The 12,719-nt window shown below is 69.8% G+C and carries 9 protein-coding genes; all 9 read left to right on the forward strand.

The features are described from left to right. Positions 1-13: 13 nt before the first annotated feature. The 9 genes from QSJ95_RS31420 (at position 14) to cobA (ending at position 12,121) form a co-directional block, all read left to right on the forward strand. Positions 14-592 carry an ANTAR domain-containing response regulator gene (locus QSJ95_RS31420; RefSeq protein WP_267852950.1) on the forward strand — a complete coding sequence of 193 codons (579 nt, stop codon included), beginning with the start codon at positions 14-16 and terminating at the stop codon, positions 590-592. A 221-nt stretch (positions 593-813) separates the two neighbouring features. Continuing rightward, positions 814-1,506: a polysaccharide lyase family 7 protein gene (locus QSJ95_RS31425; RefSeq protein WP_009618743.1), complete on the forward strand. Its 693-nt coding sequence runs from the start codon at positions 814-816 to the stop codon at positions 1,504-1,506. Between the two features lie 82 nt (positions 1,507-1,588). Continuing rightward, complete coding sequence (locus QSJ95_RS31430; protein WP_064582701.1) at positions 1,589-2,035, forward strand: thioesterase family protein; 447 nt, start codon at positions 1,589-1,591, stop codon at positions 2,033-2,035. 326 nt (positions 2,036-2,361) lie between these two features. After that, positions 2,362-3,573, forward strand: a complete 1,212-nt coding sequence (locus QSJ95_RS31435) for a nitrate/nitrite transporter (protein ID WP_285647601.1) — start codon at positions 2,362-2,364, stop codon at positions 3,571-3,573. Positions 3,574-3,920: 347 nt separating this feature from the next. Further along, positions 3,921-5,591 carry a bifunctional protein-serine/threonine kinase/phosphatase gene (locus QSJ95_RS31440; protein WP_285647603.1) on the forward strand — a complete coding sequence of 557 codons (1,671 nt, stop codon included), beginning with the start codon at positions 3,921-3,923 and terminating at the stop codon, positions 5,589-5,591. Positions 5,592-5,843: 252 nt separating this feature from the next. Then, positions 5,844-8,294 carry a nitrite reductase large subunit NirB gene (gene nirB / locus QSJ95_RS31445; RefSeq protein WP_285647605.1) on the forward strand — a complete coding sequence of 817 codons (2,451 nt, stop codon included), beginning with the start codon at positions 5,844-5,846 and terminating at the stop codon, positions 8,292-8,294. A gap of 20 nt (positions 8,295-8,314) precedes the next feature. Beyond that, on the forward strand, positions 8,315-8,641 hold the full coding sequence (nirD, locus tag QSJ95_RS31450; RefSeq protein ID WP_074985796.1) for a nitrite reductase small subunit NirD: 327 nt from the start codon (positions 8,315-8,317) through the stop codon (positions 8,639-8,641). 25 nt (positions 8,642-8,666) lie between these two features. Further along, a complete protein-coding gene (locus tag QSJ95_RS31455; protein ID WP_285647608.1) occupies positions 8,667-11,375 on the forward strand; it encodes a nitrate reductase in 2,709 nt (902 codons plus the stop codon). Between the two features lie 11 nt (positions 11,376-11,386). Further along, positions 11,387-12,121, forward strand: coding sequence for a uroporphyrinogen-III C-methyltransferase (cobA, locus tag QSJ95_RS31460; RefSeq protein WP_285647609.1), 735 nt, complete (start codon positions 11,387-11,389; stop codon positions 12,119-12,121). Positions 12,122-12,719: the final 598 nt, after the last annotated feature.

Consider the following 12,719-nt stretch of genomic DNA (forward strand, 5'->3'; position numbering starts at 1 on the left):
GGGAGCTGCGAAGATGCTGCGCATCCTGCTGATCAACGACACCGCCAGCAAGGTCGGGCGCCTGCGCGCCGCACTGGTCGAGGCCGGTTTCGAAGTGCTCGACGAATCCGGCCTGAGCGTCGACCTGCCGGCGCGGGTCCAGGCCCTGCACCCGGACGTGATCCTCATCGACAGCGCCTCGCCCGGCCGCGACGTGCTGGAACAGGTGGTGCTGGTGAGCCGCGACCAGCCCCGCCCCATCGTCCTGTTCACCGACGAGCACGACCCCCAGGTGATGCGCCAGGCCATCCGCTCGGGGGTCAGCGCCTACATCGTCGAAGGCATCCAGGCCGAGCGCCTGCAGCCGATCCTCGACGTGGCCATGGCCCGCTTCGAGAGCGACCAGGCCCTGCGCGCCCAGCTGCAGGCCCGCGAGCAGCAGCTGGTGGAACGCAAGCGCATCGAGCTGGCCAAGGGGCTGCTGATGAAGATGAAGGGCTGCCCCGAGGAAGAGGCCTACACCCTGATGCGCCGCCAGGCCATGAGCCGCCAGCAGAAGCTGGTGCAGGTCGCCGAGCAGATCATCGCGATGCACGAGATGCTGGGCCACTGAGCCGCGGCCAGTGGCCAGCGGCGGCACCGCGCGATCATCGCGCCAGCGCCACTGCTGGCCCAGCCCGCGAGCGAAGCGGCCTATGCTGCCGCCGCCCCGCCGCCATGGCGGGGCCAGGACCCGCTTCCGCCGCCTGCGCGGAAGCCCGCAGTGGGCGCGCCTGGCCAGGCCCCCGGACGCCCACCCGTCAGCGCCGGCACGCCGGCCCAGCAGAGGCACCCATGCTCGACATCAGTACCTGGAACCTCAGCGTTCCCACCGACCCCAGGCCCACCGAGGTCACCACCCAGCAGATCGCCCGCGGCTACCAGAGCCACTTCTTCACCCGCAACAGCGCGCGGATGACCTTCTGGGTGCCGGTCACCGGCTCGCACACCTCCGACAGCGTGTTCCCGCGCAGCGAACTGCGCGAGACGCTGCCCGACGGCTCCATCTACAACTGGTACTACCGCGCCGCCGACAACGAGCTGCGCGCCACCCTGACGGTGGAACAGGTGCCGTCGAAGAACAAGGTGATCATCGGCCAGATCCACAGCAAGTCGCCCTACAGCAACGACGGCGAGCCGCTGGTCAAGCTGCAGTACCACTACATCCCCGGCCAGGAGAGCGGGCGCATCGAGGCCCTGGTGCGCAACCACCCCGACGACTCCGCGGTAGTCAACGTGCCCCTGCTCAACGGCGTGCAGCTGGGCGAGCGCGTCACCTACAGCCTGCGCGTCACCTCCTCGGGCAACCTGGGCATCCGCGCGCGCAGCGCCGACGGCGCGGAGAACTACTACAGCAAGGCGCTCAGCAGCACCTGGTCGAAACAGTTGCTGTACTTCAAGGCCGGCGCCTACATCGCCGACAACTACGGCCCCAGCGACGAGGGCGCGCGGGTGACCTTCTACCACATCAACATCGCCCACCGCTGAAATCGCCCGCCGGCAGGCTGCCCGGGCGGGCCGCCAGGGCCTAGAATCGGCCTCCTCTTCCACCGCTTCGCGCAAGGTACCCATGGCCCGCCTCGACCTGCAGTTCCCCGAGGAACTGTTCTGCTACCAGACCCAGCTGACCGTCCGCGTCACCGACATCAACGGCGCCCGCCACCTGGGCAACGACTCCATGATCTCGATGATCTCCGAGGCCCGCGCGCGCTTCCTGTTCGACTTCGGCATCAGCGAGGGCGTCGGCGCGGACGGCACCGGCATCATCGTCACCGACCTGGCCACCACCTACCGCGCCGAGGCCCATGCCCGCGACCGCCTGCTGTTCGAGGTGGGCGTGATGGACTTCAACAGGTACGGCGGCGACATCATCTTCCGCATCACCCGCCCGGCCGACGCCACCCTGGTGGCCATGGCCAAGTCCGGCTTCGTGTTCTTCGACTACCGCCAGCGCAAGGTGGTGCCCATGCCCGAGGCCATGAAGGCGGCCTTCCCGGCGGTCAACCGGGTGGACTGAAGCGCCCCATCGGCGGGCACCGGGCCCGCCCCGGCGCCCCTTTCTGGTTCGCCCCTGGGCCGGTTTCGCCGGCCAGGTAGCCGATTCCACGCCACCTGCGCGGTTGGCCCGGCCCTTGCTGTGGCACCTGCGGTGGCGATCAACGGCGATCCCCCATTCACACGACAAAGGCGTCGCATCCGCACCTGCCCCACGGGGTAGTGCGCGGAGCGGCGCCTTTTTCGTTTCACCCCGGCGCAGGGGTGTGCGGGACCTGAACGAGACGCGCGACCGCCGCTGACGGCGGCGCCACGAACCCCTCTACCGTTGCTGACGAGGTACCCTCCATGAACACCAGCTTCTGGAAAGCCGGCCACGCGCCGACGCTGTTCGCCGCCTTCCTCTACTTCGACCTGAGCTTCATGGTCTGGTACCTGCTCGGCCCGCTGGCCGTGCAGATCGCCGCCGACCTGCAGCTGACCACCCAGCAGCGCGCCCTGATGGTCGCAACGCCGATCCTCTCCGGCGCGCTGCTGCGCTTCGTCATGGGCCTGCTGGCCGACCGCTGGTCGCCCAAGCGCGCCGGCCTGTTCGCCCAGGTGATCGTCATCGCCAGCCTCGCCGGCGCCTGGAGCCTGGGCATCCACAACCTGGAGCAGGCGCTGCTGTTCGGCGTGCTGCTGGGCATGGCCGGCGCCTCCTTCGCCGTGGCCCTGCCGCTGGCCTCGCAGTGGTACCCGCCGCAGCACCAGGGCAAGGCCATGGGCATCGCCGGCGCGGGCAATTCCGGCACCGTGTTCGCCGCCCTGTTCGCCCCGGTGCTGGCGGCGGCCTTTGGCTGGCAGAACGTCTTCGGCTTCGCCCTGATCCCGCTGCTGCTGACCCTGGTGGTGTTCGCCCTGCTCGCCCGCAACGCCCCCGAGCGGCCGGCGCCGAAATCCCTGGGCGACTACCTCAAGGCCCTGGGCGACCGCGACAGCTGGTGGTTCATGTTCTTCTACAGCGTGACCTTCGGCGGCTTCCTCGGCCTGGCCGCCACCCTGCCCGGCTACTTCCACGACCAGTACGGCCTGGACCCGGTCACCGCCGGCTACTACACCGCCGCCTGCGTCTTCGCCGGCAGCCTGATGCGCCCGCTGGGCGGCGCCCTGGCCGACCGCATCGGCGGCATCCGCAGCCTGCTGGCGATGTACACGGTGGCCTCGGTGTGCATCGCCGCGGTCGGCTTCCACCTGCACAACGCGGTGGCCGCCCTGGGCCTGTTCGTGGCCGCCATGCTCAGCCTGGGCGCCGGCAACGGCGCGGTGTTCCAGCTGGTGCCGCAGCGCTTCCGCCAGAGCATCGGGGTGATGACCGGGCTGATCGGCATGGCCGGCGGCATCGGCGGCTTCTGCCTGACCGCGGGCCTGGGCGCCATCAAGCAGGCCAGCGGCGACTACCAGTTGGGCCTGTGGCTGTTCGCCGCTCTCGGCGTACTGGCCTGGTTCGGCCTACATGGGGTGAAGCGGCGCTGGCGTACCACCTGGGGCAGTGCTGCGGTGACTGCGGCGCGGGTTTGAAGGCTTCCTGGGGCGTAGGTGCTGGGTGTAAGAGCGCCCTCTCCCCAACCCTCTCCCTGAAGGGAGAGGGGGCTGTCCTGAGCGAGTGGGGAGTTTGGAGTCATCCTGATACTCCTCATCCGCGAACGCGGGAACATAGGGCGAATAACCGTTCGCGGTTATCCGCCGTTGAAAAGGCGGATCGGGAATGACGAGGTGAAAGGATGAAGACGGTCCCCCAGCCCCCTCCGAACGGCCCCCTCTCCCTCTGGGAGAGGGCTGGGGTGAGGGCGCGGAGTCAACCTGATTCACCGCAGCCCAACCCCCTTCGCGAGCAAGCTCGCTCCTACGAAGAGCACGCAACCCCCATGACCTTGCAACTGACCATCGCCCAGGCCAGCGCCACCGGCCCGCGCACGGAGAACCAGGATGCCCTGCGGGTGGTCACCCCGCCCGCCGGCCTGGCCGCCAGCAAGGGCCACCTGTTCGCCCTGGCCGACGGCGTCAGCCAGTGCGCCGACGGCGGCCTGGCCGCGCGCCTGACCGTGCAGGCGCTGGCCAGCGACTACTACGCCACCCCGGAGACCTGGGCCATCGCCCAGGCCCTGGACCGCCTGCTGCTCTCGCAGAACCGCTGGCTGCAGGCCAACGGCGGCGGCCAGCCGCTGCTCACCACCCTCACCGCGCTGGTCCTGCGCGGCCGGCGCTTCACCCTCGCCCACGTCGGCGACTGCCGCCTGTACCGCTGGCGCGACGGCGAGCTGGAATGCCTGACCCAGGACCACGTCTGGGAACAGCCGGGCATGCAGCACGTGCTCAAGCGCGCCCTGGGCCTGGACCAGCACCTGGTGGTGGACTACCGCGACGGCGAACTGCAGGACGGCGAGAGCTTCCTGCTGGCCAGCGACGGTGTCTGGGCCACCCTGGGCGATGCCGGCATCCGCCGCATCCTCGCCGACGCCCGCGAACCGCGGGGCGCCGCCGAAACCCTGGTCAAGGCCGCGCACCTGGCCGGCAGCCAGGACAATGCCAGCGCCCTGCTGGTGCGCATCGACGCCCTGCCCGCCAGCGGCCTGGGCGACACCCTGGCGCAACTGGAGCACTGGCCGCTGCCGCCGGAACTGCGCCACGGCCAGATGTTCGAGGGCTGGCAGGTCGAAGGCCGCCTGGCGCAGTCGCGGCAATCGCTGATCTACCGCGTGCGCGACGCCCAGCAACGCCCCTGGCTGCTGAAGACGCTGCCGCCGGCGCTGCACGACGAGCCACGGGCCAGCCAGGCCCTGCTGCTGGAGGAATGGTTCCTGCGCCGCGTGCAGGGCCGCCACTTCCCCGAGCTGCACGGCCTGCCGCAGCGTCAGCACCTGTACTACGTGATGCGCGAATATCCAGGGCAGACCCTGGCCGAGCGCCTGCGCCAGGGCCCCCTGCCGCTGGCCAAATGGCAATCCCTGGCGCCGCGCCTGTTGCACGCCCTCGGCCAGTTGCACCGGCGCAACATCCTGCACCGCGACGTCAAGCCGGAGAACCTGCACCTGGGCGAGGACGGCGAGCTGCGCCTGCTGGACTTCGGCCTGGCCTACTGCCCGGGCCTGTCCGGCGACGAAGCCCACCAGTTGCCCGGCACGCCCTCCTACCTGGCCCCGGAAAGCTTCCAGGGCGCCGCCCCGGAGCCGCGCCAGGACCTCTACGCCGCCGGCGTCACCCTCTACCGCCTGCTCTGCGAGCGCTACCCCTACGGCGAAATCGAAGCCTTCCAGCACCCGCGCTTCGGCAGCCCGACGCCGGCCAGCCGCTACCGCCCCGACCTGCCGGCCTGGCTCGACGCCTGGCTGCTGCGCGCCTTGGTCGCCGACCCGGCGCAGCGCTTCGAGACCGCCGAGCAAGCCTTGCTGGAGCTGGAACAGGGCGAACACCAGGCCGGCCTGGCCAGCCGCCCGCGGCCGCTACTGGAACGCGAGCCGCTGCGCTTCTGGCGCGGCCTGGCGCTGGCCTCGCTGCTGTTCAACCTGGCGTTGCTGGCCTGGCTGCTGCGCCACTGAGCGCGCACCAGTTCGAACCCGCCCGCCTCATCACGGTGCAGGAAAACCCCGGCAGCACCGCGAAACCCCGCTGAATGCGCGCTCCGACGACCTGGCACGGCACCTGCAAGAGCACTGGCAACAATCTACAAAAGCGCGTCCCTCAACGAAGAGGCTCGCACTTCCCGATCGATCGGGACTTGGACAAAGGCGTCCTCGCCGGGCAACCGGCGGGACGCCTTTTTTGTTTTCCGTGATACCAGGAGCCCTTGCATGAAGAAGCTCAAGCTCGTCCTGATCGGCAACGGCATGGCCGGCATCCGCACCCTCGAGGAACTGCTGAAGATCGCCCCGGACCTCTACGAGATCACCGTGTTCGGCGCCGAGCCCCACCCCAACTACAACCGCATCCTGCTCTCGCCGGTGCTGGCCGGGGAGCAGACCTTCGAGGACATCGTCCTCAACGACCTCAACTGGTACGCCGACAACGGCATCCGCCTGCTGCTCGACCGCAAGGTGGTGAAGCTCGACCGCCGCCTGCGCAAGGTCTACGCCGCCGACGGCAGCGAGGCCGAGTACGACCGCCTGGTCATCGCCACCGGCTCCAACCCCTTCATCCTGCCGGTGCCGGGCAACCGCCTGGAGGGTGTGATCGGCTACCGCGACATCGCCGACACCCAGGCCATGATCGACACCGCGAAAAGCCACAGCCACGCGGTGGTCATCGGCGGTGGCCTGCTCGGTCTGGAAGCGGCCAACGGCCTCAAGCAGCGCGGCATGGACGTCACCGTGGTGCACCTCGCCGACTGGCTGCTGGAGCGCCAGCTCGACCGCACCGCCGGCAAGCTGCTGCAATCGGCCCTGGAGGCGCGCGGCATCCGCTTCCGCCTGAACACCGTCACCGACGAGCTGGTGGACAACGGCGACGGCCGCGTCTGCGCCGTGCAGTTCAAGGACGGCGACGTGGTGGCCGCCGACCTGGTGGTGATGGCCGCCGGCATCCGCCCCAACACCGAGCTGGCGGAAAAATCCGGCATCCCCTGCAACCGCGGCATCCTGGTCAACGACACCCTGCAGACCTACGACCCGCGCATCTACGCCATCGGCGAGTGCGCCAGCCACCGCGGCATCGCCTACGGCCTGGTGGCACCGCTGTTCGAGCAGGCCAAGGTCTGCGCCAACCACCTGGCCCAGTTCGGCTTCGCCAGCTACAAGGGCTCGGTGGTCTCGACCAAGCTCAAGGTCACCGGCATCGACCTGTTCTCCGCCGGCGACTTCATGGGCAGCGAAGGCACCGAGACCATCACCCTCTCCGACCCCATCGGCGGCGTCTACAAGAAGCTGGTGATCAAGGACGACGTGCTGGTCGGCGCCTGTCTGTACGGCGACACCGCCGACGGCGGCTGGTACTTCCGGCAGATCCGCGAGAACCACAACGTGGCGCAGATCCGCGACCACCTGATGTTCGGCGAAAGCAGCCTGGGCGACGCCGGCCACCAGGGCCAGAGCAGCGCCGCGAGCATGCCCGACAGCGCCGAGGTGTGCGGCTGCAACGGCGTGTGCAAGGGCACCATAGTCAAAGCCATCCAGGAGAACGGCCTGTTCAGCGTCGACGAGGTGAAGAAGCACACCAAGGCGGCCAGCAGCTGCGGCTCCTGCGCCGGCCTGGTGGAGCAGATCCTGATCAGCACCGTGGGCGGCGCGGCGGACGTCAAGCCCAAGAGCGAGAAGGCCATCTGCGGCTGCAGCGAACTCAACCACGGCCAGGTGCGCAAGGCCATCCGCGAACACCACCTGACCTCCATGGCCGAGGCCATGCGCTTCATGGACTGGAGCACGCCCAACGGCTGCGCCACCTGCCGCCCGGCGCTGAACTACTACCTGATCTCCACCTGGCCGGGCGAGGCGAAGGACGACGCGCAGTCGCGCCTGATCAACGAACGCGCCCACGCCAACATCCAGAAGGATGGCACCTACTCGGTGGTGCCGCGCATGTGGGGCGGCGTGACCAACCCGGCCGAGCTACGGCGCATCGCCGACGTCGCCGACAAATACAACGTGCCCATGGTCAAGGTCACCGGCGGCCAGCGCATCGACCTGCTGGGGGTGAAGAAGGAAGACCTGCCGGCGATCTGGAAGGACCTCGACATGCCCTCCGGGCACGCCTACGGCAAGTCCATCCGCACCGTGAAGACCTGCGTGGGCAGCGAGTTCTGCCGCTTCGGCACGCAGAACTCGACGCAGCTGGGCATCGACCTGGAGCACGACCTGTTCAACATGTGGTCGCCGCACAAGGTCAAGCTCGCCGTCTCCGGCTGCCCGCGCAACTGCGCCGAGGCCGGCATCAAGGACATCGGCATCATCGGCGTGGACTCCGGCTGGGAGCTGTACATCGGCGGCAACGGCGGGATCAAGACCGAGGTGGCGGAGTTCTTCGTCAAGCTCAAGAGCGCCGACGAAGTGCGCGAGTACAGCGGCGCGTTCCTCCAGCTCTACCGCGAGGAAGCCTTCTACCTGGAGCGCACCGTGCACTACCTGCAGCGCGTGGGCATGGAGCACATCAGGAAAGCCGTGCTGGAGGACGCGGAGAACCGCAAGGCGCTCAACGCGCGCCTGCAGTACGCCCTGTCGCTGGAGCAGGACCCGTGGCAACAGCGCATCGAGCAGCCACGGCTGAAGCAGGAATTCGAACGCATCCCGCTCGTGCAACTGGAAAGCGCCTGACCGGCCTGGGAGAACACACCATGAACTGGCAAGACATCTGCGCCCTGGAAGACATCCAGCCGCTGGGCTCGCGCGTGATCGCCGCGCCCCGTGGCGACATCGCCCTGTTCCGCAGCGCCGACGACGAAGTCTTCGCCCTCGACGACCGCTGCCCGCACAAGGGCGGGCCGCTGTCCCAGGGCCTGATCTTCGGCAAGCGCGTGGCCTGCCCGCTGCACAATTGGCAGATCGAGCTGGACAGCGGCAACGCCGTGGCCCCTGACGTCGGCTGCGCCCACCGCCACCCGGTGAAGGTGGAGAACGGCCGCGTGCTGCTGGCCCTGAAAGACCTGGCCGCCTGCGCCTGAGGCGGCCGCGACACGGGAGAGCCCCATGAGCGAACGCCAAGTCACCGCCAGCACCTGCTGCTATTGCGGCGTGGGTTGCGGCGTCCTGATCGAGCACGACGGCGAGCGCATCCTCGGCGTGCGCGGCGACCCGGACCACCCGGCCAACCTCGGGCGCCTGTGCAGCAAGGGTTCCAGCCTGCACCTGACCGGCGACCTGGCCGCCCGCGCGCTGCATCCCGAGCTGCGCCTGGGCAAGCAACTGGCGCGCAGCCGGGTGGACTGGGACAGCGCCCTGGAGCACGCCGCCGGGGTGTTCGCCGAGACGATCCGCGAGCACGGCCCGGACAGCGTGGCCTTCTACGTCTCCGGGCAACTGCTGACCGAGGACTACTACGCCTTCAACAAGCTGGCTCGGGCCCTGGTCGGCAGCAACAACATCGACAGCAACTCGCGGCTGTGCATGTCCTCGGCGGTGGTCGGCTACAAGCGCAGCCTCGGCGCCGACGCCCCGCCCTGCTGCTACGAGGACCTGGAGCAGAGCGACTGCGTGCTGATCGCCGGCAGCAACATGGCCTACGCCCACCCGGTGCTGTTCCGCCGGCTGGAGGCGGCCAAGGCGGCGCGGCCGCAGATGAAGGTGATCGTCATCGACCCGCGGCGCACCGACACCTGCGAGCTGGCCGACCTGCACCTGGCGATCCAGCCCGGCACCGACGTGGCGCTGTTCCACGGCATCCTTCACCTGCTGCTCTGGGAAGGCTGGGTGGACCGCGCCTACATCGAGGCGCACACCCAGGGCTTCGACGAGCTGAAGAACCTGGTGCGCGACTACGGCCCCGTGGCGGTGGCGGAAATCTGCGGCATCGCCGTGGAGGACCTGCAACGCTGCGCGCAGTGGATCGGCCATGCGCCGAGCTTCCTCTCGCTGTGGTGCATGGGCCTGAACCAGTCCAGCGCCGGCAGCGCCAAGAACAGCGCGCTGATCAACCTGCACCTGGCCACCGGACAGATCGGCCGTCCCGGCGCCGGGCCCTTCTCCCTCACCGGCCAGCCCAATGCCATGGGCGGCCGCGAGACCGGCAGCCTGGCCAACCTGTTGCCCGGCCACCGCGACGCCGGCGATGCCGCACACCGCGCCGAAGTCGCGCGGTACTGGGGCGTCGAAGCACTGCCGGAGCAGCCCGGGCTGACCGCCATCGAGCTTTTCGACGCAGTGCGCGACGGGCGCATCAAGGCGCTGTGGATCGCCTGCACCAACCCCGCGCAATCCCTGCCGGACCAGGCGCGGGTACGCGAAGCGCTCGCAGCCTGCCCCTTCGTGGTGGTGCAGGAAGCCTTCGCCACCAGCGAGACCTGCCGCTACGCCGACCTGCTGCTGCCGGCCGCCAGCTGGGGCGAGAAGGAAGGCACCGTGACCAACTCCGAACGCCGCGTCAGCCACGTACGCCGCGCCGTGCCGACCCCCGGCGAGGCCCGCGCCGACTGGTCCATCGCCTGCGACTTCGCCCGCCGCCTGGAACGCCGCCTGCGCCCCGGCCGGCCGAGCCTGTTCGACTTCGCCCATCCCCAGGCGCTGTTCGACGAATACCGCCCGCTCACCCAGGGCCGCGACCTCGACCTGGGCGGCATCAGCTACGCCCTGCTGGATGCGCGCGGCCCGCAGCAATGGCCGCTGCCCGAGGGCGCCAGCCAGGGCCTGAAGCGGCTCTACGCCGACGGCAACTTCGCCACCGCCAACGGCCGCGCCCGCTTCATCGCCGAAGCCTACCGCGCGCCGAAGGAACGCCGCGAGGCGCGCTTCCCGCTGATCCTCAACACCGGCCGGTTGCGCGACCAGTGGCACGGCATGACGCGCACCGGCACCGCTGCCAGCGCCTTCGGCCACATCGAGGAAGCCTGCCTGGGCCTGCACCCGGCGGAACTGCGCCGGCGGCGCCTGGAAGACGGCCAGCTGGTGCGCCTGAGCAGCCGCCGCGGCAGCCTGGTGCTGCCGGTGCAGGCCGACGACGGCCTGCTGCCCGGCCAGGCCTTCCTGCCCATGCACTGGGGCGAACGCTTCCTCAAGGGCCTGGGGGTGAACGCCCTGACCCTGCCGGCCTTCGACCCGCTGTCGCGGCAGCCGGAACTCAAGCACGCCGCCGTGGAAGTCGCCGCCGTGACGCTGCCCTGGCAGTTCTACGCGCTGGTCGAGGGCGATGTGCAGCAACGTTTCGAGGCGCTGCGCCCGCTGTTCGACGGCCTGGACTACGCCAGCTTCACCCTGGCCGGCCGCGAGCGCCCCGCCCTGCAGGTGCGCGCCGCCGCCAGCGCGGCACCGGACGCCGCCTGGCTGCAGCAGGTCGATGCGCTGCTCGACCTGCTCGACGGCCCGGTGCTGGCCTACGACGACCCGCGCCGCGTCCAGGGCAAGCGGGTGCGCCTGGAAGACGGCCGCATCGCCGGCCTGCGCCTGGCCGGCAGCGGCATCGCCAGCGACTGGCTCAAGGCGCTGTGGCTGTCCGGCGAAAGCGACGCCGACCTGCGCCGCAAGCTGCTCGCCCCGCCCGGCGCGCAGGTCGCCACGGCCAGCGACAAGACCTTGTGCAACTGCAGGAACGTGCGCCTGAGCCAAGTGCGCGAAGGCATCGTCCGGGGCCTGGACCTGGACGGCCTGAAGCGCGAACTGGGCTGCGGCAGCCAATGCGGTTCCTGTGTTCCCGAAATACGGCGGTTGCTGGCCAGCGAAGCCGGCGCCCTCGCCGCCAACGCCTGAGGAGAGAGAAGATGAGTGGAAAAGTCTGGCTGGTCGGCGCCGGTCCCGGCGACCCGGAGCTGCTGACGCTGAAGGCCGTGCGCGCGCTGTCCGGCGCCCAGGTGGTGCTGCTCGACGACCTGGTCAACCCGCAACTGCTGGAGCACTGCCCGGCGGCGCGGGTGGTACGCGTGGGCAAGCGCGGCGGCTGCCGCTCCACGCCCCAGGACTTCATCCAGCGCCTGATGCTGCGCTACGCCCGCCAGGGCCTGTGCGTGGTGCGCCTGAAAGGCGGCGATCCGTGCATCTTCGGCCGTGGCGGCGAGGAAGCGGCCTGGCTGGAGGCCCGTGGCATCGCCTGCGAGCTGGTCAACGGCATCACCGCCGGGCTGGCCGCCGCCACCTCCTGCGGCATACCCCTGACCCTGCGCGGCATCAGCCGTGGCGTCAGCCTGGTCACCGCACACACCCAGGACGACAGCGAACCGAACTGGCCGGCGCTGGCCCAGTCCGGCACCACCCTGGTGATCTACATGGGCGTGGCACGCCTGGCGGAAGTCCGCGACGGCCTGCTGGCGGGCGGCATGCGCCGGGGCATGCCGGTGGCGATGATCGAAAACGCCTCGCTGCCCCGGCAGCGCGAATGCCGCAGCACTCTGGGTGCAATACTCGACGACGCCACCGCCTTCGGCCTGCGCAGCCCGGCCATTCTGGTGATCGGCGAAGTGGCCGCCGAGGCCGCGCTGGAGCTGGCGCGCAGCGCCTGAACGACTGTTCCGAGACGTGGGGCGGATAACCGTTCGCGGTTATCCGCCGTTGGCCGATGCACCGATGCCATCATGACTGTAGGAGCGAGCTTGCTCGCGAATGGGGTTTCCCGGTGGCGTAGGTGCTGGGTTCAAGAGCACCCTCACCCCAGCCCTCTCCCGGAGGGAGAGGGGGCCGTTCGGAGTGGGTTGGGAGTTTGGAGTCGTCCTGATACTCCTCACTCCCCCCGTTGCTCCTGCGCGGGAACGTAGGGCGTATAACCGTTCGCGGTTATACGCCGTTGGCCGGTGCGCCGATGCCATCATGATTGTAGGAGCGAGCTTGCTCGCGAACGGGGTTTGCCGGTGGCGTAGATGTCGGGGGTAAGAGCGCCCTCTCCCCAGCCCTCGGCTGCGCGCCCCGCCCTGAAGGGAGAGGGGGCCGTTCGGAGTGAGTGGTGAGTTCAGAGTCATCCTGAAACTCCTCACTCTCCCTCGTCATTCCCGCGAACGCGCACTACTGTCCGGCACGCCTCATGCTATTAACAGTTGCCCCTGACGCAGGTTGATCTCGCGTATTCGCTCCTGCCGTCGTCGGTAACGTTCGGCCTCCAGGCCA

This window comes from Pseudomonas sp. NBRC 100443 (assembly GCF_030268185.1).
GTDB lineage: Bacteria > Pseudomonadota > Gammaproteobacteria > Pseudomonadales > Pseudomonadaceae > Pseudomonas > Pseudomonas citronellolis.